The organism is Acidovorax sp. GW821-FHT10E03 (assembly GCF_059415205.1).
Genome location: NZ_JBWKMU010000007.1, coordinates 181,446 through 206,959, shown reverse-complemented (window position 1 = coordinate 206,959; position 25,514 = coordinate 181,446). Strand labels below are relative to the sequence as shown.

The following is a 25,514-nucleotide window of genomic DNA, read 5'->3' as shown; positions in this document are numbered from 1 at the left end:
ACAACCATGCACTATCCCAAGCAACGCAGGGGCGTGCTCGCTGCCAGCATTTGCGCATTGCTGGTCGCCAGCGGCATGCAGACCGCCAGCGCGGCAACACGAACCTGGACTTATACCTACGGCTCCAACGGACTGTTGGCCAGCACTGACGGTCCACGCACCGACGTGACCGACGTCGCGAGCTTTTCTTACGATGCCAATGGCCGGCGCACCCAGGTACAAAATGCACTGGGGCAGGTCACCACCCTGTCGAACTTCGACAGCTATGGCCGACCACAAACCGTCAGTGATCCCAATGGCGTAACTACCACGTTGGCCTATACGCCGCAGGGTTGGCTTGAATCCAGCACCACCTCCGGCAGCACTACCAGCTACGAATACGATGCCGTCGGACAACTCGTCGCCGTCACCCTGGGAGATGGCAGTTGGCTTGAGTACACCTGGGACAATGCGCGCCGCCTCATCGCCGTGGAGAACAACCTCGGCGAGCGCACCGAATACACGCTGGATGCCCAGGGCAACCGTACCGCGGAGAAAGTGCGCGACGCATCCAGCACGCTGCGCCGCCAGCAGCAGCGGGTGTTTGACGAGTTGGGGCGCCTGCTGCGCCACATCGGTGCAGGCGGGCAGACCACGCAATACAGCTACGACCTGAATGGCAATCGAACGGGGAAAGTCACCCCCAAGTCACAGAGCTACACCCAAGCATTCGATGCACTCGACCGGCTGGTCAGCGAGGCGGACCCGCTCTCGGGCACGAGCACTCGCACCTACGATGCGCAGAACAATCTCACGAAAGTGGTTGACCCGCGTGGCGTGACGACCAAGTACAGCTACGACGGGCTGGGCAACCTGACTCAGCTCCAAAGCCCTGACACGGGCACCGCCAGCTATACACACGATGCAGCAGGTAACGTCACGCAGGCCACGGATGCGCGCGGCGTTGTGACCCAGACTACCTATGACGCGCTGAATCGGCCACTGACCCGCAGCTATCCTGCCGCGCCGGCGCTCAACGTGCAGTATGGCTACGACGCCACGGCCAGCGGCAACCATGGCATCGGCCGGCTCACGTCGATGCAGGATGCCAGTGGCACCCAGGCCTACACCTACGACGCTCGCGGCAACCTCACGTCGCAGACCCGCACGATCTCCGTACAAGGACTGTCGCGCATCGAAACCGTGGGCTATGCCTATGACGATGCAAACCGTATCGCCCACATCGACTATCCGGCGGACTTCCGCATTCTGTACACCCGCAATGTGGGAGGCCAGGTCACGGGCGTGGACATGCAGAGTGGCGGCGGCACGCCTGTGCCTGTCATCAGCGGGGCCAGCTACCAGCCCTTCGGGCCGCTCAAGGGTCTGACCTGGGGCAACGGCCTCGTGCTCGCCCGCACCCATGACCAGGATTACCGCCTCACAGCCCAGTCTGTGGGAACGGTATGGAGCAGTACCTACACCTTCGATGCCAACGGCAACATCACGCAGATCGGCGGCAGTACCTCGGGCACGCTGGGCTACAGTTACGATGCGCTGGATCGGCTCACCGGCAGCGCGCATGCCAGCCAGAGCCGGGGCTATGCCTACGATGCAGTGGGCAACCGCACGGCGCTGTCGACCATCGACATTGTGGGCGGCACCCCCAGCCCGGCGGTGGATACCCTTTTCAGCTACGGCTCCGCCAGCAATCGCCTGACCGCCATCGGGGCACAGTCCGTCACCAGCGATAGCGCGGGCAACCTTGTGCAGGATCGGGCGGCGCGGGAGTATTTGCATGACGCACAGGGACGGCTGCAAAGCGTAAACATAGGCGGCGTCGAGGTGGCCAACTACACCTACAACGCCCTGGGCCAGCGAACGCATAAGCGCACTCCGTCGGGCACCACCTCCTACCTGTACGCACAGGGCGGCCAATTGCTGGGATTCACCGAGTTCGCTTCCAGTGGCGCACCGGTGCGCGCGCAATACTACGTGTGGCTGGGCAGCGAGCCGGTGGCGGCTGTGCAGGTGAACTATGGCAGCTCGGGCACTATCACCGCAACCAATGTGCTGTACCTGCACGCGGACCACCTCGAAACGCCCAGGCTGGCCACCAATGCAAGCCAGACCGTGGTGTGGAGGTTGCCGCAATCCGAGGCCTTTGGCGCGGTGGAGTCGGAGCAGGATCCGGACCTGGATGGCATAGCTACCGAGATAGCGCTGCGCTTCCCGGGGCAAATTGCAGATGCGGACAGTGGGCTGTACTACAACTACTACCGCGACTACGATCCCTGGACGGGGCGTTATGTACAGAGTGATCCGATTGGATTGAAAGGGGGAGTCAATACTTATGCCTATGTAGGCGGCAAACCGCTCAATTACACTGACCCCGCAGGGTTGCGAGCCTTGAATCCCTATGCGATTCAGCCTCTTGAAGGTGGCGGAGGTGGAGGGGTAGGCCCTGTTGTCTCTGGTGCAGCGGGGGCTGGCGCAGGGCTCTCTTTATGGGAACTCTGCAAGGCGGGATGGAATTGGGTTTTCTCCGACGGAGGCGAAAAGCATCCAAGTACGCCGACGGGACAACGAGGCAGTCCTCTTGAGGTTGAGCCGGGTACCAATGAGCCGACGACAATTGGCGGAAGGGACTATACCGGCCACGCACTTGATCGCATGCAGGGTAGAGGGGTTCCTCCCTCTGCAGTAGAGGAGGCGATTCAGGGCGGGGCCAAGACGCCAGGTAACACTCCTGGAACTACTGTGCATACAGGTGCCAATGGCGTGACTGTCGTGACAGGCGGAAATGGTCAAGTAATTACAGTTATCCCACGATGAGTAGCTTAAATGGATGAATTTTTTGAGCGGCAGCTTTTGATTTTACGGACGGATGTTTCCAACTATCGGGCTGAAAAAATTGGCTTGAATAGATTGGTTCAACGCATCGAGGCAGTAACCAGCGTTTTGCAAAATCAAGAGTGGGAGAGAGCAGTCTTTCCAATTATCATTGATCTTGAGCAGATAAATTCCAACTTAATTGGTTTGAATATGAAGCCAGAGGAGGATGATATGATTTCCATTCGAAATTTGTTGCATCAATTAGATCAGTTGATGGAGCAATTTCAGTATAAGATCGATTGAGAAATGGCTGCTGCATCGCGAAGGATGTGGGGTTAAAAATGGTGGCGGTGCTTGTGATTTTCACACGCCGTCACGTTGTCCATATGGAGCATCATTTAATATTTGTGCGGTAAGTCTATGGAGGCCAGAATATTAGTGATGGCCGAGATGGGGCTTGTGGATACTCAGTGGGAATTCCGGCGTCCACCAGTTACACCTGCGAGGTGCCCGAGTAGTGGTGATGATCTTGCCCCCGTAGTTCCGGACACCATCCAGTCGCTATGGACTGCCCCTGGGCAGGTAGACAACCCCGCTCTATCGACGCGTTCAAGGGGTGCGAGGTGGCGACCACGATTTCTGCTGCGGCAGCTGGCATAGGCGTGCAGCCTCTTCCGCAGCGCCCAGCACCGGCAGGACTCGTCGAGGTGGGCGATGTCCTTGGGTCACCCGCTCTTCCTCCAGCCAAGGCCGCCATGCTGACGTGCCATGTGGATAGCTCCAGAAGGGCAATAGTGCGTGCCCTGCGATCAGCGTTCCGTGCGTCGGTGGTGAACAGACGACGGCAGCGAGGTTGTAGTTGGCAGCCGATGTACCTGCGCGATCAGGGCGTTCTAGTGATTTTAATGTAATTATTTTGGCACTATTTTATTGAAAAGTATAGAATATTAGCGTCCAACTACTCTGGGAGAACAAATTTTCCTCTGTGGCGGTTGGCATGCTGGTGTCATGGGTGCTAATATTTTTGCTGTTCTCAACGAAAAGTGATGAAATATTAGTGTCATGGCCAAGACGACAGCCCCGCTTTTGCCATCTACCAGCAAGCTCCTCGCCGAATTCGGCGAGCGGCTCAAGCTTGCGCGACTGCGCAGAAAGTTGACGGCCAAACAGGTTGCCGAGCGGGCAGGCATGTCCCCCATGACCCTGCGTTCGTTGGAGGCTGGCGGGGCAGGTGTGACGATGGGTGCCTACCTGTCCGTAATGCAGGTCCTTGGGCTTGCCGGCGATCTCGAGATGCTCGCCGCTGATGACGAGCTCGGTCGCAGGCTCCAGGATGCGCGGCTGAGCAGGAACGAGGCCGTGCACTCCGCAGCGGCGCGAGAAGTGGCGCGCTCAGGTGGCTTGGCGGCGCAAGCGCTGCCAGGCAAGGCATTGAAGCCTTTGACGCAAGAAAAGCTGTCTGCAAGCACTCGGTCGGCGATGGCTACCGGAGCGGGGAAGGTCGCTGGTGACATGAAGAGCACAGAGGCCCTAAGTTCCTTACTCAAGCGGCCGCCACGCAAGGGAACTGCTAAGTCATGAGCATGATTGCTGTCTACGGTGACTGGGACGGAATACCCGAGCCCCTGAGACTTGGATTTCTGCATAGCCGCAGAACCCGCGCATCCGAAGTATTTGAATTCGAATACGCTGTGGAGGCGCTCGCCGATCCTCGCCTTAACGGGGTGCATCTGGACCCGAGCATTCAAGCCTTCGGTGGACGGCAGTATCCTGTTCCGCCCCGAACCAAGTTCGGTGTCTTCGATGACTCAAGCCCGGATCGCTGGGGTCGCCTGCTGATGGATCGACGGTTCGAACGCGACAAGCGGGCGGGTCTCTTGCCTGTGGATGCACGTCTGTACGAGTCGGACTACCTATTGGGTGTGCATGACCAGTATCGCGTGGGTGCACTCAGGTATCGGCTGGAGGATGAGGGCGACTTCCTCGATAACCGGATCCACATCGCGGCGCCACCTTTCACGGAAATCCGTGCTCTCGAGCAGGCAAGCCGTGCGCTGGAGCAGGATCCCGACAACCTCGCAGCGCAGGGACAGGATTGGCTGCGCATGCTGATCGCGCCTGGCGGCTCGCTCGGTGGTGCCAGGCCGAAAGCCAGCGTCGTGGACGATGCGGGGCGGCTGTACATTGCCAAGTTTCCCAGCACGCGAGATACCTATGACGTCGGCGGCTGGGAAATGGTGGTCAATGCCCTGGCGGACGCCTGCGGCCTGCAGGTGGCTCCGGCACAGGCTCGGAAGTTTGCCAGCGACTATCACTGCTTCATGGTGAACCGCTTTGACCGTACGGAGGCGGGGCGCCGGCTGCATTTCGCGTCGGCGATGACCTTGACCGGGCACATCGACGGCGATGATGCTTCGACAGGCGTGAGCTATCTTGAACTGGCGGAAGTCATCATGAGTCAGGGCTCGCAGCCCAATGAAGACCTGCGAGAACTCTGGTCGCGGATCGTCTTCAACATCCTGGTCTCCAACACGGATGATCACCTTCGCAATCACGGCTTCATCCTGGTTCCCGGCAAAGGCTGGAAGCTCTCCAAGGCCTATGACATGAACCCCGTTCCTCATGCTGACGGGCTGAAGCTCAACATCACTGATGCGGACAATGCGCTTGACCTTGAATTGGCCCGGGAAGTAGCTGGATATTTCCGAGTAAATCTCGAGACGGCTGATGAGATCATCGCGGACTTCCAAGCCATTGTTGGACAGTGGCGAGTGGTGGCCGAGGGTGTAGGCCTATCCGCGAATGAACAGAATCGAATGGCGAATGCTTTCAGGCTCGCCAGCGGCTAAGCGCAAGCGTCCTTGACACTCATGGGTGCAACTTCGTTGGCAATTCTGACGAAGACCTGCGGTTGATTCAGACAAGAAGGAGATAGCGTGAAGGTCTTTTGGTCGTGGCAGAGCGATACGCCTGGAAACAACAACCACTATTTCGTCCGAGACGCTCTTACCGCAGCGTTAGCGCGTGTGGCTGCAGATCTAGATCTGGCTGAGGCCAATCGACCGGAGATTGACCACGATACCAAGGATGAGCCCGGACTAGTTTCCATTGTCGACACCATTTTCGGGAAAATCGATAAGGCTGCGGTCTTCGTCGCGGACTTGACCTATGTAGGAAACACGGAGCGCGAAAAAAAGATTCCGAATCCGAATGTGATGATTGAGCTAGGGTACGCGCTGAAGGCTGTTGGACCAGAGCACATCATTCTGGTTGCCAACGAGGCCTATGGAGGACGCCCGGAAGATCTGCCCTTTGACCTGCGCCATCGACGCGCACCAATTACTTACAATCTCCCTCCTTCTTCCTCTGGAAAAGAGCGAGAACGTGTTCGAGCAAACTTGGTAGGTAAGCTGGCCGACGCCTTGGCCGGATGCCTGGGGAGTGCGCTTAAAAAGGTGGCCGAAATTGCGCAATACCCGTGCGCCGATGCGCGTGCTGATGATCCTTCGATCTGGCTGGCCAAAGGCGCCCCTATCCAACATCTTGACTACTACCACGGGGCAGGACGAAGGAGTTGGGAGGTCATAGAGACTCCCCGTTTTTACGTCCGCGTCATTCCAGCGAAATATGACGGCAGTAAGCGTCCTCGAGATATTCAGGATCTTTTAGGTGAATTCCACATGTATGCGCCGCGCCCTTGGTCTGGAGGAGATGGCGGTGTCAATTCGGACGGCGTTGTAGCTGTCGGCTTGTACGAAGGTAAGGTACTTGCAGCAAGCCAGTGGTTCAAGAAAACAAGTGAGATTTGGGCGTTCCACGGTGGCGCGACTTTCAACCCTCCTGACGGTCAAAATCGCTTGCTTGCGTGGTCAACCATTGTCAAGGGATGGCGTACTCAACTTAAGGATGTGCTGGGTATTTTGAAGCATATTGGAATCAATGGTCCCTTGCGGGTCGAGGTCGGTGTCGTTGGGCTAGAAGGCGTATATTGGTCCAATAACGTGGGGCAACTGTCTTCGCATGTGGACTCCCTGGTCCGATGTGTTCGGGAAGACGTAAATTGGGACGATGCGGCCCAGCTGTCGTTCGTTGCCCATGCTTTTAACCAATTGGCAGAGGCATTCAATCAGCGTTCATTTACGCTTGAAGAGGTACGCCTCTTGGCGAACGACCGGTAATTGCAGGTAGGCGGTTACGCACACCCCATTGACTCGCACCGATAAATTGGTAGTGTTGTTGATATCTCAAGGAGGTCGCGTGCGAAAAGCCATCTTCCTCTTCTTCCTTCTGCTGGGCATAGGCCTCGGCTACCTGCCTGCGCGCCACGAAGACTGGGGTGTGCGTGTTGTCATGATGGCCGTGGGCGCGCTGTTCGGTGGAGCAATCGGTGGAGGGCTGTCGCAGATCGGGAAGCGGCAGCGTTTGCTTCGTCGGGCTCCGACAGAGGAGGAGCTAAATCCGATTCCAGGGATCGGTACTTCCAGTCGAGACTTGGCGGCGAACTACTGGCGTGACGAGGGCCATCCTCCATTCATGAAGCCGCCACGGCCCGAGCATGGCAATCGGATGCTCGACGCCGACAAGAACATCTAGCTCTTCTATTTCTTCAGAGCATCCTTCACGGCCTGCTTTGCGTCCTCGACGATGGGGGTGGCATCCTCTTTGACCTGTTTGCCAGTTTGTAGCATCAAGGATCGTTCGGAGGCCAGGGTCCCATCCGGCGTCTTGGTGATCTGCGCCTTGCGCTCGAAGGTGGCCTGATCCGCGGAAGAGCTAGCACGGATACGCTGACCTTCTGCCTGGACCTCACTGCGCGTGGACGATGGGGACTCGCCCGGAGACGCGGTTCTGGGTCCGCCGCCGGAGCCGCGCACGCTGCCTTGGTTGGCCCGGTGCTGCCTTCCAAGATCCGGCGCAAGAGCAGGACTGCCGGAATTCTGTACGTGCTGGGCGGACAGGTCGCCAAAGGCAGTCGGCACCGCAGTGCCGTCCGAGAACACGCGGTTGGGCTGCAGCGACTGCCTGGCCAGCTCCGCTTCCAGCAGCACGCGAGCGGACGCGCTGCTGCCGCCATACTGCTCGGCATAGCGGGTGAACATCGCGAGATTGTGCGGATCCTGGGCGATATCGATCGAGATGGTCTCGCCGCGCTCATAGGCCGTCGAGACGCGCTCCGCGAAGGCGCTGCGCTCGTTCAGGCTGGCGTCGGCCCGCTCGGTTCGGGCGGTGGTCGATGCCAGTCGGGCGGAAAGGTCTTGTGCCTCGCGGCTGTCGCTGGCCACCAGACTGACGAAATTTCTGTCCCGAGAGACCCGATCACCGAACTGCTTGAATTCGGCCAGTTGCTCGCTGTTCATGGAGGTCAGCACCTTTTGCTCAGCGGCAGAGAGCCCTGACAAATAGCTCTTGTCGCCAGACGCGTTTGCGCCCAGTCCCGCAAGGGGTGTATTGATTCCCACGTGACCGGAGGCACCCATGGCAATGCGTGCTACCTGAGATTGCGTGAGCCCCGTTGTATCCGCCACGCTCTTGCTGATCTGATCCAGCCGGTTGACCGTCTCGCCGAACTGCTCGAAGCCGCTGGATGTGGTGCCGGTGCTGTTGCGCGAGGAGCGCAGTTTGGCGATGCCCTTGGTGAACGCCTCCGCCAGCACCGCCGAGCGCTCGCTGCTGGCCGCAACGGCTTCCCCGCGCGCCGCATCGACCTGACGACTGGCGTCCTGCACGTCCTGCTCGGACACCCTCATCGACACCACCCGCGACGCAAAGCCCTGGTTGCGCAGCAGGCTCACGGCGGTACGTCCCGTCAACGCATTGCCGGTGAAGGTGTTGCCGCTCAGGTCGTTTTGCCAACTCCCCATAAAGGCCGAGGTCCGGTTCGGCGCGAGCTGCATTTGGTCCATCGAAACATTGCCCAGCGAGGTATTGCCCACGGTGGACGCTGCCGTCGATCCCGAGAGCATGGCCTGCAGCCCAGACAACCCGCCGACCAGGGCCGTGCCGAAGTTCTCCATGCGCTTGAGCGCGGCCCAGGCGATGAACGGGATGCTGATGGCCAGATAGCCCACGATGGCCTCGCCCGACAGCGCGCGGGAGTAGATCACCGACGCGGTCTGCAGGGCCAAGGCCTTGCCGCCGGTGCCGAGATCAGCGGCGGCCGCCAGGTCGTACGCGGCATAGATCGAGGCCATGTAGTTCAGGATCGCGTAGAGCGGTGGCCACAGCTGGATCCAGATCAGGATGGCGGCATAGCCCTTGAAGGCCAGCATGGTCTCGCGGCCGCTGGTCAGCAGCAGCAAGAGCACGAACAGCGGGAAGAGGGCATACGTCACCGCCTCGATCACGTTGCGGAACACCGGCAGCGCCTGCTCGGCCACCTTGCCGTAGTTCAGCCATGAAGCGTTCATCTGGGCCACGGCCTGGGCCCGCCCCACGGCCAGCACCATGGCGGCCGGGTCATTGACCTTCTGGCCCACGATCTTGCCCGTATCCTCCAGCGCATTGAGTATGGCGTTCTGGCGGATGATGTCCGCGGTGGTCGCCGAGGCATTGGCAATACCGTTCTTCAGATAGGCCTGCTGGATCTGGCCCGCGATGGCCGCCGCGGCAGCCGCGCCCGGCAGTGTCGGGTTCAGCTGAAACGCCAACCGCCCCTGGATGCGCTGCAATTGCGCCGGCAGCCGACCGTTCAAGCTTAAGTACACGTTGGGGCAGGTATCCACGCCGACTGTGCCGCCAGCTCCCGTGAGCGTGCTGAACCGGGCCGGATTGGGCGAGCCCATCAGCGGCCAGACATCGTCCGACGCAGAAAACGCCGCCGGATCCAGCGTGCCGTCGACCAGGTCGTAGGTCGTGCAGTTGTGGATGAAGTTGACCAGGTCAGTCCTGAACCCCGGATCCTGGAACACGACATTGCCAGTCTCTCGGATAAGCCGGTTGCCAAACATCAGGCCGTTCTGCTGGTAGGACAGCTCGGCCGGCAGCGCGCCTGCGCCGGGGATCACCTGGAAGGCCGTCTCGAACAGGCCGGTCAGCGTATGGCCGATGGTGCTGGTCAGGCTGCCCAACAGCGCCACGCCGAACGGCACGTTGTCCACCACCTTGACCGCGGAGCCGCCGGTCTTGTCGACCACGCCCACGGTCACCTTGGGCACGATCAGGACGCTGAAGATCAGCACCACCGAGCCCAGCCACTTCCAGCCCTGCAGCTTTTCCGGGGCGAAGGCGTACGCGATCAGGGCGGCGACGAAGCCGCAAAATGCAACTGCGGCCACAGCCGAGGCATAGTCGTTCGATGCATGGATGGCTGCAGCTGCGTTGAATACGCCGAACAGGCTGTCGGCGTTCTGGTATGCGTAGATTTCCCACATGGCTGAGCTGCTCCATCGGTGTTGACGCGCTCAGCGCGACAGGTAGGCCGCCTGCTGGCCCAGCATGTCCATGACGTGCTGGGGCATGCTGGTGCGCAACTGCCGCTCGAGCTCCTCCAGATGGCTGGCCACGGCGCGGAACGAGCCGACCTTCTGGTACAGCAGGTTCTTTTCCTGGGAGATCAGCAGCAGCATGGCCTGGGCGCGCCGGCGGATATCCTGCGCCTGCTCGCGCTGGGTCTGCTGCAGCGTGTAGTCCTTGGTCAGCGCGGCCATGCCCAGCCGCATGTTGCGGGCCAGGAACACATAGGCATAGTCGGCCGCGATCACGTCGCGGTATTGGCTGATCAGGCTGTCGGCCAGGCCCGAGCCCGGGATGCTGGTGCCCACCGACAGCATCTTGTAGACCGGCTCGGCGGTCATGTTCACGAAGCCGACCTCGGCCGAGTTGTTCGGAATCGGCGTGCGCGTGGCGATCTTGTCGGCGATCGAGCGCATCATGGTCTCCACCTTCGCCGTGAACGGGACGTGGCTGTAGTTGGTATTGAGCGACACCACGTCGCAGTTCGTGTAGTCGTTGCAGCGCAGCAGGTGCTGGACGACATTCGTGCCCGAGCCAGCGGCCTGGCCGTAGAGCAACTGGCTGATCGAGGTCAGGGTGGGGGCGATCGGCTCCGGATCGCGCCTGGATTCCTCCGGGTAATAAATGATGGTGCCGACCATGCTCATGATCAGCTCGCGCTCGGCATCGTCCAGGTACGAGCCCGCGAACTGCAGCGCCTTCCAGGTCAGGTTGCCCACGAACGGTGCCTTGTTGCGCACATTGGCGTCGCCCGACGAGCGCGCCGAGGACAGGATGCTGGGCCGGTCGGTGCCGCAGCGCTTGCGCGCCGAATCCCGGTCGCTCTCCATGCCCATCTCCATGGCGAGGTCGGCGCAGGTCTCTTGCGAGCTGTAGCCCACGGCCTCGGCCGCCGTACTGACGATGGCTTTCGCCGTTTCGCAGGAGTTGATGCGGGCGTTGTTGATCCAGGTCTCCAGGCCCTTGGCCCATTTGGTGAGGCCACCCAGCAGCGGCGAGACCGCCTCCAACGCTAACTGGAACGCGATCCCGGGCAGGGCGGCGGTGATGTTCCGCAACATGTTCTTGAACTCTTGCGCCGAGATGTGGCTGAAACTGCCGCCGAACACGTCGATCCCGCCGCAACCGGCCTTGGCGCTCGGAAACTGGATGGCTGCCAACTGGTACACCTTATTGGGTGAGCGCATCATCAAGGAGCCGCCGGTGTAGGTGTTGTAGGTCTGGCCCCGGAACGCTCCCGGCGCCGTGTAGTTGCCGATGGCGCCAAGGTTGTTGAACATGTCATTCACTTCGCTGTTGAGGTCAGCGCGGCCGGGCGCCGGGACGGCCAGTAGCGAGAGGGCCACGGCTGCGGCGACGGCCTGCCGGCCAGGGGCCGCGAACGGTGAGAGGTGTCGAGCAGGCATGGATACCTCCTATGGAAGGGCAAGGCGCCGGGTGGCGCCGGGCAGCATGGCTTCGCCCGCGGGCGAGGCGACCGTGGCGATCCGTTCCAGCAGCTGCGACTCGGACAGCACGCCAAAGCCGACCGGGCTGATCTTTCCGGTGTAGGGCTGGGCCAGGAAGACGGCCGGCACTTGCGTCACCTGCAGCGCGGTGGCGATGCCGTTGTCGGGGCGGGCCCGGGGGAAGCCGGGCATGGGGCCGCCGTCGACGCTCACTGCCACCACCTGGATGCCGTGGCGTGCCTCGAAGGCCTGCAGGGTTGGCGCGAAGGCATGGCAGTAGGGGCAGTCCGAGCGGTAGAAGAAAAACAGCACGTGGTCCCGGCCCAGCGCGGCGACGGACTCGGAGCGGTCGGAGCGCTGGCGCTGGTCGAAGACCTCCAGCGCCTGGGCATTGACCGGCCGGCCCTGCAGCGTCGGATCGAGCTCGGGCGTAGCCCAGGCCACGCGCTGCGCCATGTCCGCGAAGTAGGAGGCGCGGTTCACGACCTGCATCTCCAGCTCCATATAGCGCCGCACATTGGTCTCGCTGGGCCGCATGATGGCGATGTTGCGCAGGTTCTCCAGGGTCTTCTGGAGGCGCTCGAACTCCACCAGCTCGGGTGGGCGAGGTGGAGCTACCGGGCGGGCAAGGGCGGTTGGGGCCTTGGCCGGGGCAGGGGGCGACGCTTCTGGCGGAGGATCCTCATAGAAGTGCCAGCCGCGCCAGCCGTCGGTCCAGTAGGGACGCAGCGAATCGCCCTCGGGCGCCAGCGGAGCAACGTCCTGCGCGGAGGCCACGCCAACCACCATGGCAGCCGCGGAGACCACGGCAGCGGCCAGGATCAAAGGGGGACGCGCGCGCATGGTCATCTCCTCAGAGCAGCGACTTGGGCGGAAGGCCCGTGGCGCAGTAGTTGATGCCAAACTCGATCATCTGCTTGCGTGGCGCCTTGGCCTCGGACAGGCGAACGCCTTCCTGCCAGAAGAGCACCTTCAGCCGGCTGCAGCCCGGCTCCCGGTAGCGCCGCTCGGTGGAGACGTCGATGTAGATCGGAGAAGTGGCCTCGAAACGCTTGGTGATGGCGTCCGCGATTTCTCCGGTCAACACACCATGGGCCGTGCCGTCGGCGGACTGCAAGGCGGCGAGCAGGACCGGGCGAGCGTCAGGAACCGGAGTGCGCATTGGCTCGGCGTGTGCCGCTGCGCAAAGGAGGAGCATGGACGTCGACGCCGCGGCGCAGACGAGGCTTGCGCAGATATTCATTGGCATCTCCCTTCCCCGTAGTAGCAGTTGCTCGCGCGGCGAGCATTGCCGCCCTGGATCGCGCCGACGTTGGGCAGCTTGGGCACGAGGGAGGCGTAGAACTCGGTCAGGTCCATGCGCGAGAAGTCCAGCGCCTGCAACTGAGCGATCGTGAAGCCCGAGCAGTCGGGCCTCTCCGCCGTGCCCCACCACTTCATGACCTGAAGGCGACCTTGCTCGTTGATGATCCGGGCCAGGACCGAGTTGAAGCAACACTTGCCGGTCGTGTGTTCTATGCAGGAGACACACTTGCCCAAGATGCGGATACAGGAAGAGCAGTAAGTGCCGACCGTATGGCACAGATTCGCGCCTTCCTTCATGGCCAGCCTTCCTTCCTCTTCGTTGCAGGACATCATCGACATCACGATGTAGATGACTACCGCAATCGCAAGACTCCACGGATCAAAGGCAATCACCAAGCTGTCGCCCGCATAGAGGACTGCAGATCCTGCGGGTAGAGCCGTTCCGTTGATCGCGACCGTGACACCATAGGTGGTGAAGCTGCCGCTGAAACCGCCACCCAGGAGTAGGGCCTGCATGCCTTGGTATAAGAACTGGCGGTTGCCCTCGTTCATGAGCACGTCGTAGACCAACCGGGTGCCGACGCCGAACACGCTCTGGTTGGTCATGCCGCGGCCTGCGGCATCCGACATGCAGCAGTTCTTCAGCAGCCGGTCGCGGCAGTTGTTGACCTCGCCCTTGAACACCTGCATGTTGTCCGTGTCGAGGTAGACCCCTGCCTCGCGCCCGGCCTCCAGGAACGACATGGAGCGCGCAAAATCCGCATCGTTCGTGTACGCGGTGCTGAAGCAGTTGCCCGCGATGCAGAAGACATTGGCGGGGCAGTTACTCGCGGTGATCGTCATGCCCGGTGTGACTGGGCAGCTGTAGCGGTTCTCGGTGATCTCGCAGGTGCCGGTCGCCGGGTTGGCCTGCCGGCAGCTCGTGCCGGCGGGAGTGCAGTCGGCTGCGGCCAGCGGCGCGCACTCGTCGGTGGGGGCGCCTTGCTGGCAGGACAGGGCTGTTTCGTAGCGCCAGCAGGCACGGGTGACCGGCGCGCCGTCGATCTGCTTGGTCGCCGGCCCGTCGACGCAGCGCGCCGCGCCGGATACGGTGCAGCGGCCCTGGCCCTCGAGGGCCGGGCACTGGTCATCCCATTGGTCGGACTCCGTGACCGTGGTGTGCGGTCGCTCGTAGGACAGGGCCATCTGCGGGATCGGCCCATAGGCGGGATTGAGCGTGAAGCCAATGACCTGGCGGCTGGAATGCACTGTCCAGTAGGTACCAGAGATCCCGCCGGTGTCGTCGACCCCCCCATAGTCGGACGGCCGTTGCGTGGGCGCGTAGCAGGTGCCTTTGTCCAGATAAGTGGTCTGGGTGTCGGTGCTGTCTCCCCCGGTGCCCTTCGTGTAAGCGATGTGGTCGCCGCTTTGCGTGCCCGCCGGGCAAGCCGCATAGACTTCCAGAAACGGCCGCTCGATCGTGCAGCTAGCGTCCCCGGAGTCTCCGCCGCCGCCCGTGCAGATGGATCGGTATTCCTGGGCGATGAAGCCTTGCAGGCGGCAGCTGTCGCCGGTGCATTGGTTGTTGGCCACCCAGACGCCATTGCGGCCGCCGCTCACCCATCCAGTGCTCGGCAGTTGCGCCACCATCTGGGGGAACACCAGGGCTGTGGTCATGTTCACGTCGAAGAACGCCAGCGGCGTGCCGCCATTCGTGACCCTAAAGTGCTGGGCCGATGCGGGCAGGTCGGGCTTGCACTGAACAGCCAGCGCCGTGCTCCCTGACGAGGACTGTGCGAACCAGTCACCAGGCGAGCAACTGCTGCTGCGCGCGACGGATACCGACAGGGTGCGTGCGCAGGACTGCGCCGTAGTGCCGCTGTACTGCCGACAGACCCGGGTCTCCGTGGCCGGAGTGGCCACGGTGTCGACCTGGCAGCCGCTGTAGTAGGTGGCGATGTCCTCCAGCGTGCCCGCGGGATTGCCTGCAATGCGCCGAGCGCCCTGCACAGCGGGGTCATAGGGCGAGACGGGTTCGCGTGGCGTGTTGGCGGAGGCCTGGGCGCCCAGCAGCGCCTGGCAGACGGGATCGGCGGGCGTGAGCGCACAGGCGGCCAGGTGGGCGCTGGTCTGTCCCGAGAGGTTGGGCTGGCCGTAGTAGGCCCGTTCGGGCGGCGCCGAGGTGTAGCCCGGCACGACGGTGGAGGCCTCAGGTGCATTGACCGAGCCCCGGATCGCCGGGTTGGCCGCCTGGCCCGCCGCGAGCCCTTCCTCGTGCGGTCCCGCCAGCGCGGCCGTCTGCGTGGCGAGGAAGCTGGCCAGTGTGAACCAGACCACGGTCCGGCGCAGCAGGAGAAACAGAGATGTAGGCATACAGCTCTCCTAGGGACGCAGACGAGCCAGGAAGGGAGCCGCGTCGGCGCGGAAGGCCGGAGCCGCCCGCTGCATGTTCTCCAGCACATAGTCCAGGCTCACATCGCCGCCGGTGCGGAGGAAGGCCTCCGGTGGCGCGCAACTGCCGGCAGCACAAGAGGCTGGACGGGTACCGTCGCGCACGAGCACAAAGCTGGGCACCCGGGTGATGGCGAAGCGGTCGAAGGCCTGCGGGTCTATCTGCACCGCGACCTGGCGCTGGCCTATCAGCCCCTGGACCTGGGTCACCGTCGCGCGCAGGGAGCCCTCGGTGAGGCCGCGCAGGATGACCGAGGCGCGGGCGCGCTCTGCCTGGGCCATCAGGCGCTGCAGCGTGGGCTTGGGCATCGAGAGGCTGATGAAGATGAACAGGCCGGGGCCGCGAGCCAAGCCTTGGGCAGCCTCTGAGGTATCCATCTGAGCGGCATAGCCGCGCGCCAGCGCCTCCAGGTCGATCGGCATTTGCGTCACCGGCTGCGGCAGTGCGTCGACGGACGGTCCTACAGGTGCAGGCAGGATCTGAGGCGGCGCTGCGGTGACCGGCAGATGCTTGCGCCGCGCCTGTTCGATGTCCTGGTCGGAGATCGTGGGCTGGGCGCGGCGCGCGCGCTCGATGTCAGCATTGGTGATGACCGGGCCGGCAGCCCATGCCATGGGGATGGCTGCCAGCGCGGGCAGCAGGAGTGCCGCGTGCCGCGCCGGAAAGGTGGGGGTAGAGCGGTCAGTAGCCAACACAGCAGTTCCTTTTTCTGAAAAGCAGGAAGGCGAAGTCCTCGCCGCGCACGGGGTACTCCTTGCCCGCGCCCCAGAGCACGGTGGTGCGCCCGAAGGGCTGGCAGCACTTGCCGGCTTCCTTGGCCGTGTTGGGGATGGGGTAGGTGAGCTGGGTCTTGTAGGCCGCCTTGTCCATGACCGGCGCGAAATACGGTCCGCACAGCCCCGCCGAGCCGTGCCAGCCCCAGGCGATCAGCTCGCGGTGCAGTTTGGCCGTCAGCCGCTGGGCCATCAGCGACGCGGTGCGCACGCCGCCCATGTGGTACGGGACATGGCCATTGAGCGGATAGATGCCGCCCTGGCAGCCCGCGCACCAGAACAGCTCGCGGATGCCGAATCCCATCGAGGCGGCCACGCAGTCGGCGGCGCAGGCGGCCACCGCCACCGGGTTGGCGAACAGCGTCGCATCCGGGTTCAGGATGAGGGTGAGCTCGTCGTCGGCCCACAGCGGGTCGACCTCGGTCAGGTAGGCCAGGTCGAACGATCCCTTTTCGAGACAGGGGAAGTCGGTGACCACCTCCAGGTAGTACAGCACGGGGTTCACGTAGTAGTGGGCCTGGTAGAAGCTGCCACCGTCGCCGTCCCCCTCGGGGCGGGTAAAGCGCGCCGCCTCGGGCGCCGGGATGCCGGGGTCGAGGTCGATGCCACCCAATGACGCCAGGCAGAAGGGCTTGCGCACGGCCTCGACATGGCGCGCCGGCTCCCAGAACCCCACCGACAGCCCGATCACCGGGTTGACGCCGCAGGTGCACAGCGGGCTCGAGGGGTTGTCGATATCCTCCTGGTCGCCAAAGTTGCCAATCCGGGCTCCGCCGATGCTCAGTGGCAGGATGCAGCTCCAGCAGATGTCGGTGATGGGGTTCGGAAACTTGCCTGTGCAGGTGGCCGCGTTGGCGGCACCTGCAGGACCTCCCGTAGCCAGGAGCAGCGCGGCGAGCAACGCAGTCGCCAGAGCGCGGAAGATGCTGATCATCGCGGCACCTCCATCTCGTCGATGCGCAGCCGCTTGCCCTCCTGCGAGACCAGGGCTGGTACCTGGGCGATGCCGAGGCGCCGCGTCAGCAGGCCCTGCTGGTCATAGTAGACGGGGATGCGCCAGGACTTCATCAGATCCAGGTAGGAGCCGCCGGTAAGGATGGGCTTGAGCTGGCCCTGGTAGCGCGCCAGCAGATCGCGCGCCTGGCGCACCTGGCGGCTGTCGCGGGCATCGAAGAACAGCAGGCGGCGCGAGAGGCTGACGGCATCCAGCGGATTGGCCTTGGTGCCGGCGGCAAACAGCAGCTCCCCCTTGGCGCCGAGCAGGTTGCGGTCCAGGGTATAGGTCGGGTCGACATAGAAGGTCCGTGGTGCGGCCGTGGTGCGCAGATTCGCCACGGGCACCGGCTGGCGGACGGCCTCGGCGCCGCGGGTGCGGGCGTCCTGCTCAATGCGGGCCAGTTCGCCGCTGCGCTCCATCTCGCGCAGGCGCCGCTCGATCATCTGGAGCAGATGCGGCTCGGTGATCTCGTAGGTGGGGCCCAGCGTGCCAAGGTCGGTGGCCCCTGCGGCGGTGCTGGCGCAGGTCAGGGCGGCAAGGACGAGGAGGGCGGCTTTCATCGCGAGCCTCCCGCGGGGCAGGGAAGCTGGGCCACCAGGCGGGCGCGGGCAGCGGCGTCGTTCTGGTGGGCGGCGCGGATCAGGCCCATCAGGGCCGGGTTGCCTTCGCCGTCGGACACCGCCTGGCGCAATTCGTCCGTGCTCAGTGTGCGGCCGCAGCGCAGGCGCACGGCTGCGAGGTAGGTGCGCGCGCCACTCTCCGCCGAGGGGGCAATCTGCTTGAGCAGACCCAGGTAGTCGGCCATGGGCATATCGCCGGTGGCTTCCGGGCCTGGCGTTGCGGCGGAGCCTGCCACTGGGGGGCCGAAGGCTGGGCTGGTCTGGGCGCAAGCCGTGCCAACCATCAGGGCGCTGCCCAGCATGAGAAGAAGCGCGGTGTGCATGGTTCTTCTTCTCAGAAGATCGGCACTACGACGCCCAGCACCTGCTCGGCACGCACCAGGCCGCTTTCGGCATAGCGAGAGTCGAAGCTGTGGGGGCCGACACCTTGAACGTAAAAATGCCCGAGTGGAATCACCGTCGGTGCGATCGGAGCGAGGGGATGGCCGTCGAAGGCCCGGGGCTTGGCCAGGCCCACGGCTTCGCCGTTGACGAAGACCGTGCGCTCCGAGACGGTGACGACGTCGCCAGGCACTCCCCGCACCTGCTTGAAAAAGGGCTGGCCGCGCAGGCCGGGGTAGTGGGCCTGGGCCTCCCCAGCGAACGCGAAGACGATCAGGTCGCCACGCTGCACCGCCGGGTGTCGGTACTGCATGAGCGCCAGGCGGTAGGGCAGGCTGGGCGTCCAGTTGACCAGCAGGGGCAAGCGCGGGGTCGGGTCGATGAAGAGCCGCACATAGGCAAAGCCCCAGATCGCGAACACCGGCAGGTAGAGATACCAGCGCCGACGTATGTGGCGCAGGAATTCGCGGAAGCCAGCGGCCCAGCTTTGAGGTTGGGTGTCCAGGGCATCGAAGGAGTCCCGGTGTGCGGTCATGGCAGATCCACCTTGCGGCGCAGGGCCGCGGTCAGGTCGAGCCCGTGGGGCGTTCCGGCGATCGCGCTCTTGAGGACGACCAGGCACCCGCATTCCCGGGGCAGTTCGTCCAGCGCCGTGGGCAGGCGCTGCGAGAAGTTGCGCGCCAGCGCGAGCGCACGCTCGCGGTCCGCGTCGCTGCCGGGCTGGGTCAGCAGGCGGGTGAACTCGGCTTCCTTGGTGCGATAGACCTCAGACAGGTCGACCACACCGACCACCAGGGCCGGGCGCAGCACCCAGCGGTCATAGGCCGTGATGCCGAAGGCGACCAGTAGCGCTGAGACGATGGCGTTGAGCAGCAGGGGCTTGTTCATAGCGCGAGCCCCCGCTGCCGCAGCAGCTCGGCGATGGCCTCGTCGATGGACAGGCCCTGGGCGCGCAGCGCGTCGATGGGCGCGTTGTCCTCCAGCTTGTTCGAGAACAGCAGATGCGTGGCCGGGTCGAGAATGTTGCGCGCCACGCCTTCGCCCACGGGCGAGGAGATATACAGCTCCGAAAACGCTCCCGCCTCGGTGCGCAGCGAATTGAGCAGCCGCTTCTTCGGCTCATCCATCGCCAGGCGCCCCTTACGATCCAGCATCTCGATGGATTCGGGTTTCTGGCGCAGCAGGAACACCCAGTCCGAGCAGTTGAAAGCCGCTTCCATTTGGGCGCTGCCGTAGTAGTCGTCCGCGCTCTGGGTCGCGGTGCCCAGGGCGCCGCCGTACTTGCGCGCGCGCCGCGCGGCTTCCTCGACCACGGCAGCCTTGACCGGATCGTCGGCGCCGATGTCACCGAGCTGCTGCTTGAGCTCGTCGATGAACAGCACCTTGCGCCGGTTGCGTGTCAGGTACATCTCGCCGGTGATCTGGTGCAGCAGCAGGATATTGACCACCGCATGCAGGTCGGGCCGGCGCTTGAGTTCCTCGTTCTCAATGACGATGAAGTCGTTCGAGAAATCGACGTTGGCCCTGCCTTCGAAGAAGCGCTCGTACTGCCCACCCCTGGCGTAGGGGTTGAGCATGATGGCCAGATCCTTGATGCGCTGATCGTTGACGGCGCCCAGTTCCTCCAGCGTGCCGGTCTTGAAGGCATCGCGCAGCCCGGTGATCGTGAGGTCCTGGCCGTACTCCCGCCAGCGCTTGAGGATCATGGCCGAGATGGCTTTGTACTGAACCTCGTCCAGCGTGTGCTGCATCGAGCACATCTTGCTGATGCCCGGCACCAGCATGTCGATGTCTTCGTTGATGTCGTGCACGATGGTGAACGGGTTCACGCAGATGTCCACGTCGGGCCGGAATTCGATGTAGGTGCCCCGGGCCTTGCGGCACAGCTTCTCGAAGCTGCGGCCCAGGTCCAGCATCCAGACCTTGGCGCCGATCGCCCGGTACGACCAGGCCAGCTCGTTCATCAGCACGGACTTGCCCGAGCCAGGCGCGCCGATGATCGCGAAGTTGTAGTTTCCGAGGTCGTTGTCGAACAGGTCCAGCGTCATGACCTGGCCGCGTCGCCCGCCGAATACCAGGGCGGGGGTGCGCGTGCCACGCCACTCGGCGATCAGCGGAGCCATGTGGATGGCGTTGGCCATGGTCTTGCGCGTGACGCGGCGCATCTTGGCGAGATCCCTGTGGAACCTCGGGGTCAGCGTCATTGGCAGGCTGGCCAGTAGCGCCTGGCGGTGCATGTAGGCGTCGGCATTGAGCTGGAAGCCCCGAGCCCGCCAGATGGCGTTCGCGGCCTCGTGCGCCGAGGCCGCCTTCTCTGGTGACGTGAAGATCGCCAACTGGTGGTAGAGGCTCACCAGGCTGCCGCCGGTGTCGATCGCATTGGCGGCGGCCGACCAGTCGTCGAGCTTCTTGCGCACATCCGGCATCACGTCGGCCATCTTGGACTTGGCGTTCTGCGTGGCGCGCACATGGTTAGCCGTGATGATGGACTTGGTGGCGTTCGGGTCCAGCACATGCACGCCCAGCGTGATCAGGAAAGGGGCGCTGTACTGCAGTGCCGGCTGCATCAGATCGCCTATCAGCGAGCCCATCTGCCACAGGGCAAAGCGCTCGGGAAAGCTCTTGATCGAATAGAAACGCGCCTCCAGCACCTCGGCGCTGGTTTCCTTCCAGAGCGTGATTCCCGACGGGTGCGGGTCCTGAATGGTGTCGAAGTCCACGATCTGGTCGCGGATCTCGCGGCCGTCGTCGTAGCGCAGCCAGTGGTCATCGTCGTAGTTCAGGTCCTCGGCATCCGAATGCGCGATACGGTCCGGGTTGGTAAACAGGGCGCACCAATTGATCAGGTCCGCCGCATCGCAGACCCGGTTGGGCAGCATGGCCGAGCGCAGCGTGGCGGCCATCGAGTCGCGCAGGGCCAGCAGCGCCTCGCGCCGGTTCAGGTCCTCGGCATTGCCGGGGAAGGTCACGCTCAGCATCAGCCGGAAATCCCGCAGCGTGTAGTGGAAGCCCGCCGTGAGCGAGTCCTGGGTGCCGTGCAGCAGGTGATTGACCCGCTGACGGGCCAGCTTGCGGAACAGGTTCTCATTGGGAACGGGACGGCCCCACTCGCGGGCCTTCTCGGCTTGATCCTCGTCCTCGACGCGGAGGTTGGTGTACTGGCGCAGTTGGTGGCGGATATGGGGCGAGGCGAACAGGTGGAACTGCAGGCCGGTGCCTGGCGGGCAGTTGGCATACAGCGAGACCAGCACCTCGGCCATGCGCTCGTCGGCGCCCGACTGGGGCATGACTTCGAGCATGAAGCCCATGCCGTCGCGGTTGACGAAGATCTTCTCGTCGGCGAGGTAGGCCGAATACGGCAGCCAGTTGGCAAACTGCTCGGCGGGCGTGTCCGGCGCCGTACCAAACGGAAACAAGGGCGCGGCGTGGTGGGAGCCGGTGTGTGCTTCGGTGGATGAAAACTGCATGGCGGCCTCACTGCGGGCGTGTGCCCGAGTCCACGGGCGGACGGGCGAGCGACGGGAAGCTGTCGAAAGGCGAAGGGCGCTGTGCGGTGCCGTCGGGGGACGCCGCAGCCCAGGGCTCGGACGTTGACGGTGGGCCGTTGCCGGCCGGCGCGCTGGGTGCCGCTGTTGGGGTGGGTGGCGGGCGCAGCGGGGCGTACTGGTCGCGGATGCGCTGGCGCACATGGTCGATCTGCCAGCGGCCCGCATCGATCTGCACATAGACGTAGCCCTGGTCCCAGAGATCTCCGTCAGCGTCCTCCCAGGGCTTGGTCCATAGCCGGAGCACCCGCGCCGGCGAGCGCAGGGCTATCGCGGTGTCACCGCCCGAGCTGGCGTTTGCAACGCTGGGCAAGGTGCCGGAGAGCGGCCGACGGAAGTCAGCGGGATGCGTCGAGCTGGAACTAGCGGACTCGGTCGGCGTGCCTGTTGCAACGCCCCGCTGGCTGGGCAGGTTGTTGTGCACGGCGTTGGCGTAAGTGCCGGACATGGAGTCGCAGGCGACCCCTTCCGGTGCCGCGCAGGAATACTTGGAGCTGCCGCCGAGGCCGGACATGTTGACGCAGCCGGTCAGGGGTAACAGCGCCGAAGCGCACAGCAGGGCGGCCCTCATGGCTGCTGCTCCGAAGTGCCGGGCCTGGCGGTCGGCTTGGCGATATCTGCCCTGGCAACCTTGGCAGCCTCGACGAGCCTGGCCTCCAGCACCGAGCGCCCGACATAGCCGCTGGTGCGCGTGCCGTCGGCCCAGACCAGTGTGGGGGTGCCCTGAACACCGAGCCGGCGGGCCAACTCCAGGTTGCGCCCTACGGGATGGTCGCAGCGGGCGCCCGCCTGCAGCAGGCTGGCGTCGCCCTGCAGCATCCACTGATGCCAGGCACGTTCGCGGTCGGCAGCGCACCAGATGGCGATGGGCCGAGCTTCGCCCTGAAATGGCACCAGGAAGGTGTAGACCGTGACGTTGTCGAGGCCCGCGAGTTCCGGCTCCAGTTGCTTGCAGAAGCCGCAGTTCGGGTCGCTGAACACGGCGAACTTGCGCCGACCGTTGCCGCGCACGGTCTTGATGGCGTCGGCCAGGGGCAATTGGTCGAATGCCACGGAGGCTGCCGGTGCGGTCTCCGTCTGGGCCTGGCCATCTTGCCCGCCGCGCTGGGCGATCTTCGGCCCGGTGATGTCGCGCATCGTCTGGGTGTCGAACATGTGGCCGAAGACAAAGTAGCGCGGATTCGCTGCGGAGACATAGGCCACGTTGCCATTCATCCAGACCTCGTACACGCCCGAGATCTCGGTGCGTGCCACTTCGGTGAACTGGGTACCGGGGTGAGCCTTGCGCAGCGCGGTCAGCAGCCGGGTCTCATCGGGCGAGGCCGCGTGGGCGGCGGCCAGCAGTGCGCCAGCGCAGGCCAGGATGGCGGCGGCAGCGCCGCCCCGGGCGCGTTTGCCCACGGATTCAGTAGTTGGCATCATCGGAGGCCTCCAGGTAGCGGGTTTCGGGGGAAGCGGTGCGGCGCTGGCCGCGCTCGGCGACTGCGGTCATCGGTACATCAATGCGCACGCCCTTGGTGATCACGACGTCGATCTGGCGGCCGGCGTCAACCTCAATGACAGGGAAGGTGTTTTCGGCCAACTTGATGTAGTACTGGGCGAGCCGGTCCAGGGCCTTGCCGACGCCGTGCCCCAGGCCCGCGCGGTAGGCATCGGCATTGCTGTCGGTGGAGGCCATGGTCCCGAGCGGCGAGCTGCTGTAGGTGGTGTTGGCGGTGGACAGGCCCTGGCCGATGCCACTGACCACGCCGGCCAGCAGCGCATTGGCCAGCATCTGCCCCTGCTTGGTGACCAGCCGCCCGCGCATGCCGACCTTGCCGTCTTCGCCATAAACACTGCCCTGGATGCGGACCTCCAGCGTGGCGCCATCGGCCCGTACGCAGGACAGGTTCTCGGTGCGCAGGTAGGCGCGCTCGGAGCTGATGTCGCCGTAGCCCGCTGCGATCACGAAACACTCCCGGTATTCGCCGCGGAACTGGTTGGGCAGCACGCTGTTGTCTGAAAGGCGGATCAGCACCGGATGGGGATTGGCCTGGGACTGGCCGCCGGTCGGCGCGTCCAGGCCGCCGAGAAGGATGCCGCGCGTGAAACTCACCGGCAGGAAAGTCGAGACCGTCTTAGGCGTTTGCGCCGCTGCTGCGCCGCCCGTAGCTTCGGGGCGATGGGGTCCGTCGCCAGCAGGTGCTGTGGCCGTGCGAAGCCGGTCCGCCAGCGTCACCCGGGAGATCACGGGCGTGGGCGGCGCCAGGGGCGTCGGCGGCTGGAACGTGGGCGCGCCCATGGGCATGGCGCCGGTGCCCGCCGGCGGCAGGCTGGCCGCCGGGGGCATGGTGGTCGGGCTTGCCGGTGTCGGTGGAGGAGGTGGCGGTGTGGCAGGAGCCGGTGTGGGTGCGGGCGCCGCGGCCTGCTGGCTGCTGGTCAGGCGCTTTTCCAGCTCAGCGAAGCGGGACATGGTCCGGCTCTCGAAGGCCTGCCGGTCCTTGTTGACCCGGCCCTGTTCCTCCCGCTCGGTCTCGTACTGCGCGAGCTTGCGGCCTGCGGTGCCGACCCACTGGTCCACCGGATTGACCTGGCCACCGGGGGGCATGACGCCGATATTGGTGACGTCGCCCGGCTGGGTCTGGGCTGCGCGTCCGCTGAGGGGCTTGGGGCTCCCGCCCGCGAAGCTGAAAACCAGCCACAGCAGGCCCACCCCACCGACGAGGATGGAGGCGAGCAGCGCGTACTGGCGCTGGCGGGGCGACAGGCGCTCAAGCAGACCGCGCACGGCGTAGCCGGGAGGACGGCCGGATCCGGACGCTCCGGAAGGCATGGATGGCGTGCTCATCGTGCATCTCCCCGGCGGATCACGTAGACGCTGGTGGTCTCGCCCGGCCGCAGGTTGTGGTGCTCGATGGCGATACCGGAGATCTCTCCGCCGGCACGGCTGTCCGGACGGTCGAACTCCTGCTCGGCCAGCACCATGGGGGCCTGGCTCATGTTCTGCAGGGCGTACTTCTCGCCAACGAAGCTGCGCCCCTCGTAGCGGCGCAATAGCGTAAAGCGCGCTTCAGCCCAGAGCTGGGTGGGGCGCGAAGTCTCTTCGACCCGGACATCGGCGGGAACGCGGTCTGAGGACATGGCCATCAGCAGCCCCTTCATCGCGCGGACATGGCTGGGTGCAGGACCGGAGGGGGCGGTCTCTGGGCCGCCGGAGCGCAGTGCCATCGGCGTCTTGTCACGGATGACGATGGTGTCGGCCGGCGTGTCCGAGCGGCGCAGCAGCAGCGTGTAGGTGGCAGTGGCCGACGACACGAAGAGATTGATCGGTCGAAGCGTATCGCCGACGGGCCGGATGTAGATCTCCCCTTTGTCGCGGTCGCATTCGATGATGATGTCGCCGGCCGGATTGACCGAGGAGGATGCGATCGCGGCTGGAGTGGCGAGCCCGGGCGTCCCTGGCGGCGTAGCGGGAGCAGCGGAGATGGCCGGCGCGGCGCCGCCGCAGTGGCTGGAGTGGACGTTGCCGAAAACGTCGGTGATCGGAGCACCCTCGATCCGGATGCGGGTGGGCTCCTTGAGGGAAACGATGGCCTCAACCGCCACCCCGTCGCTGGCTTCCACCACCTGCAGCGCATGGGCCTGCAGGCCAAGGGACAGAGCGGTGACCGCGAGCACCTTGCGCGCGGCCGGCGGCAAGCGGCTCCAGCGTTGCAGTGATGTATTGCCGCGGACGGGGGGCGACAATGCCGTGCGACTCCCGGACGGC

At 64.4% G+C, this 25,514-nt stretch carries 22 protein-coding genes; 6 read left to right on the top strand and 16 right to left on the bottom strand.

Going from position 1 to position 25,514, the window contains the following annotated elements:
- Positions 1-6: 6 nt before the first annotated feature.
- From AC07OD_RS14355 to AC07OD_RS14330, 6 genes are all read left to right on the top strand, one after another.
- The gene (locus AC07OD_RS14355; protein ID WP_494597292.1) at positions 7-2,814 is read left to right on the top strand and encodes an RHS repeat-associated core domain-containing protein; all 2,808 of its coding nucleotides are present in this window, start codon (positions 7-9) and stop codon (positions 2,812-2,814) included.
- 9 nt (positions 2,815-2,823) lie between these two features.
- Positions 2,824-3,117: a hypothetical protein gene (locus AC07OD_RS14350; RefSeq protein ID WP_494597291.1), complete on the top strand. Its 294-nt coding sequence runs from the start codon at positions 2,824-2,826 to the stop codon at positions 3,115-3,117.
- Between the two features lie 759 nt (positions 3,118-3,876).
- Complete coding sequence (locus tag AC07OD_RS14345) at positions 3,877-4,395, top strand: helix-turn-helix domain-containing protein (RefSeq protein WP_494597290.1); 519 nt, start codon at positions 3,877-3,879, stop codon at positions 4,393-4,395.
- 2 nt (positions 4,396-4,397) lie between these two features.
- On the top strand, positions 4,398-5,663 hold the full coding sequence (locus AC07OD_RS14340; RefSeq protein WP_494597289.1) for a type II toxin-antitoxin system HipA family toxin: 1,266 nt from the start codon (positions 4,398-4,400) through the stop codon (positions 5,661-5,663).
- A gap of 87 nt (positions 5,664-5,750) precedes the next feature.
- On the top strand, positions 5,751-6,992 hold the full coding sequence (locus AC07OD_RS14335) for a hypothetical protein (protein WP_494597288.1): 1,242 nt from the start codon (positions 5,751-5,753) through the stop codon (positions 6,990-6,992).
- 79 nt (positions 6,993-7,071) lie between these two features.
- Positions 7,072-7,407 (top strand): hypothetical protein, encoded by a 336-nt coding sequence (locus AC07OD_RS14330; RefSeq protein WP_494597287.1) that lies wholly within the window; start codon positions 7,072-7,074, stop codon positions 7,405-7,407.
- Between the two features lie 5 nt (positions 7,408-7,412).
- Here the strand turns inward: AC07OD_RS14330 and AC07OD_RS14325 are convergent, their stop codons facing one another.
- The 16 genes from AC07OD_RS14325 to AC07OD_RS14250 form a co-directional block, all read right to left on the bottom strand.
- Positions 7,413-10,184, bottom strand: coding sequence for a conjugal transfer protein TraG N-terminal domain-containing protein (locus tag AC07OD_RS14325; RefSeq protein ID WP_494597286.1), 2,772 nt, complete (start codon positions 10,182-10,184; stop codon positions 7,413-7,415).
- Between the two features lie 30 nt (positions 10,185-10,214).
- Entirely contained in the window at positions 10,215-11,672 is a 1,458-nt protein-coding gene (locus AC07OD_RS14320; RefSeq protein WP_494597285.1) for a conjugal transfer protein TraH, read from the bottom strand.
- A 9-nt stretch (positions 11,673-11,681) separates the two neighbouring features.
- Positions 11,682-12,557 (bottom strand): conjugal transfer protein TraF, encoded by an 876-nt coding sequence (traF, locus tag AC07OD_RS14315; protein ID WP_494597284.1) that lies wholly within the window; start codon positions 12,555-12,557, stop codon positions 11,682-11,684.
- A 10-nt stretch (positions 12,558-12,567) separates the two neighbouring features.
- Complete coding sequence (locus AC07OD_RS14310; protein WP_494597283.1) at positions 12,568-12,876, bottom strand: hypothetical protein; 309 nt, start codon at positions 12,874-12,876, stop codon at positions 12,568-12,570.
- A gap of 77 nt (positions 12,877-12,953) precedes the next feature.
- Complete coding sequence (gene traN, locus AC07OD_RS14305) at positions 12,954-15,371, bottom strand: type-F conjugative transfer system mating-pair stabilization protein TraN (protein ID WP_494597282.1); 2,418 nt, start codon at positions 15,369-15,371, stop codon at positions 12,954-12,956.
- 9 nt (positions 15,372-15,380) lie between these two features.
- Entirely contained in the window at positions 15,381-16,145 is a 765-nt protein-coding gene (gene trbC, locus AC07OD_RS14300) for a type-F conjugative transfer system pilin assembly protein TrbC (RefSeq protein ID WP_494597281.1), read from the bottom strand.
- On the bottom strand, positions 16,132-17,157 hold the full coding sequence (locus tag AC07OD_RS14295; protein ID WP_494597280.1) for a TraU family protein: 1,026 nt from the start codon (positions 17,155-17,157) through the stop codon (positions 16,132-16,134). The genes trbC and AC07OD_RS14295 overlap by 14 nt, the downstream gene beginning before the upstream one ends.
- Positions 17,154-17,780, bottom strand: a complete 627-nt coding sequence (gene traW / locus AC07OD_RS14290; RefSeq protein WP_494597279.1) for a type-F conjugative transfer system protein TraW — start codon at positions 17,778-17,780, stop codon at positions 17,154-17,156. Before traW ends, AC07OD_RS14295 begins: the two co-directional genes overlap by 4 nt.
- Positions 17,777-18,163 carry a hypothetical protein gene (locus tag AC07OD_RS14285; RefSeq protein ID WP_494597278.1) on the bottom strand — a complete coding sequence of 129 codons (387 nt, stop codon included), beginning with the start codon at positions 18,161-18,163 and terminating at the stop codon, positions 17,777-17,779. The genes traW and AC07OD_RS14285 overlap by 4 nt, the downstream gene beginning before the upstream one ends.
- Positions 18,164-18,174: 11 nt before the next feature.
- On the bottom strand, positions 18,175-18,756 hold the full coding sequence (gene traF / locus AC07OD_RS14280; RefSeq protein WP_494597277.1) for a conjugative transfer signal peptidase TraF: 582 nt from the start codon (positions 18,754-18,756) through the stop codon (positions 18,175-18,177).
- Positions 18,753-19,109, bottom strand: a complete 357-nt coding sequence (locus tag AC07OD_RS14275; protein ID WP_494597276.1) for a hypothetical protein — start codon at positions 19,107-19,109, stop codon at positions 18,753-18,755. The genes traF (AC07OD_RS14280) and AC07OD_RS14275 overlap by 4 nt, the downstream gene beginning before the upstream one ends.
- On the bottom strand, positions 19,106-21,688 hold the full coding sequence (gene traC, locus AC07OD_RS14270) for a type IV secretion system protein TraC (protein WP_494597275.1): 2,583 nt from the start codon (positions 21,686-21,688) through the stop codon (positions 19,106-19,108). The genes AC07OD_RS14275 and traC overlap by 4 nt, the downstream gene beginning before the upstream one ends.
- A gap of 7 nt (positions 21,689-21,695) precedes the next feature.
- On the bottom strand, positions 21,696-22,337 hold the full coding sequence (locus AC07OD_RS14265) for a TraV family lipoprotein (protein WP_494597274.1): 642 nt from the start codon (positions 22,335-22,337) through the stop codon (positions 21,696-21,698).
- Complete coding sequence (locus AC07OD_RS14260) at positions 22,334-23,185, bottom strand: DsbC family protein (protein WP_494597273.1); 852 nt, start codon at positions 23,183-23,185, stop codon at positions 22,334-22,336. The genes AC07OD_RS14265 and AC07OD_RS14260 overlap by 4 nt, the downstream gene beginning before the upstream one ends.
- A complete protein-coding gene (locus AC07OD_RS14255; RefSeq protein ID WP_494597272.1) occupies positions 23,172-24,593 on the bottom strand; it encodes a TraB/TrbI/VirB10 family type IV secretion system protein in 1,422 nt (473 codons plus the stop codon). The genes AC07OD_RS14260 and AC07OD_RS14255 overlap by 14 nt, the downstream gene beginning before the upstream one ends.
- On the bottom strand, positions 24,590-25,492 hold the full coding sequence (locus tag AC07OD_RS14250) for a type-F conjugative transfer system secretin TraK (RefSeq protein WP_494597271.1): 903 nt from the start codon (positions 25,490-25,492) through the stop codon (positions 24,590-24,592). The genes AC07OD_RS14255 and AC07OD_RS14250 overlap by 4 nt, the downstream gene beginning before the upstream one ends.
- Between the last annotated feature and the right edge of the window lie 22 nt (positions 25,493-25,514).

What these genes read in the sequence shown, in the direction of transcription:
- AC07OD_RS14295 (WP_494597280.1), bottom strand. Translation starts at nt 17,157, where the DNA reads ATGATCAGCATCTTCCGCGCTCTGGCGACTGCGTTGCTCGCCGCGCTG.
- AC07OD_RS14320 (WP_494597285.1), bottom strand. Translation starts at nt 11,672, where the DNA reads ATGCCTGCTCGACACCTCTCACCGTTCGCGGCCCCTGGCCGGCAGGCC.
- AC07OD_RS14355 (WP_494597292.1), top strand. Translation starts at nt 7, where the DNA reads ATGCACTATCCCAAGCAACGCAGGGGCGTGCTCGCTGCCAGCATTTGC.
- AC07OD_RS14350 (WP_494597291.1), top strand. Translation starts at nt 2,824, where the DNA reads ATGGATGAATTTTTTGAGCGGCAGCTTTTGATTTTACGGACGGATGTT.
- AC07OD_RS14255 (WP_494597272.1), bottom strand. Translation starts at nt 24,593, where the DNA reads ATGAGCACGCCATCCATGCCTTCCGGAGCGTCCGGATCCGGCCGTCCT.
- traW (WP_494597279.1), bottom strand. Translation starts at nt 17,780, where the DNA reads ATGAAAGCCGCCCTCCTCGTCCTTGCCGCCCTGACCTGCGCCAGCACC.
- traC (WP_494597275.1), bottom strand. Translation starts at nt 21,688, where the DNA reads ATGCAGTTTTCATCCACCGAAGCACACACCGGCTCCCACCACGCCGCG.
- AC07OD_RS14310 (WP_494597283.1), bottom strand. Translation starts at nt 12,876, where the DNA reads ATGCGCACTCCGGTTCCTGACGCTCGCCCGGTCCTGCTCGCCGCCTTG.
- traF (WP_494597277.1), bottom strand. Translation starts at nt 18,756, where the DNA reads ATGACCGCACACCGGGACTCCTTCGATGCCCTGGACACCCAACCTCAA.
- AC07OD_RS14340 (WP_494597289.1), top strand. Translation starts at nt 4,398, where the DNA reads ATGATTGCTGTCTACGGTGACTGGGACGGAATACCCGAGCCCCTGAGA.
- traN (WP_494597282.1), bottom strand. Translation starts at nt 15,371, where the DNA reads ATGCCTACATCTCTGTTTCTCCTGCTGCGCCGGACCGTGGTCTGGTTC.
- AC07OD_RS14275 (WP_494597276.1), bottom strand. Translation starts at nt 19,109, where the DNA reads ATGAACAAGCCCCTGCTGCTCAACGCCATCGTCTCAGCGCTACTGGTC.
- AC07OD_RS14345 (WP_494597290.1), top strand. Translation starts at nt 3,877, where the DNA reads ATGGCCAAGACGACAGCCCCGCTTTTGCCATCTACCAGCAAGCTCCTC.
- AC07OD_RS14260 (WP_494597273.1), bottom strand. Translation starts at nt 23,185, where the DNA reads ATGCCAACTACTGAATCCGTGGGCAAACGCGCCCGGGGCGGCGCTGCC.
- AC07OD_RS14325 (WP_494597286.1), bottom strand. Translation starts at nt 10,184, where the DNA reads ATGTGGGAAATCTACGCATACCAGAACGCCGACAGCCTGTTCGGCGTA.
- traF (WP_494597284.1), bottom strand. Translation starts at nt 12,557, where the DNA reads ATGCGCGCGCGTCCCCCTTTGATCCTGGCCGCTGCCGTGGTCTCCGCG.
- AC07OD_RS14285 (WP_494597278.1), bottom strand. Translation starts at nt 18,163, where the DNA reads ATGCACACCGCGCTTCTTCTCATGCTGGGCAGCGCCCTGATGGTTGGC.
- AC07OD_RS14265 (WP_494597274.1), bottom strand. Translation starts at nt 22,337, where the DNA reads ATGAGGGCCGCCCTGCTGTGCGCTTCGGCGCTGTTACCCCTGACCGGC.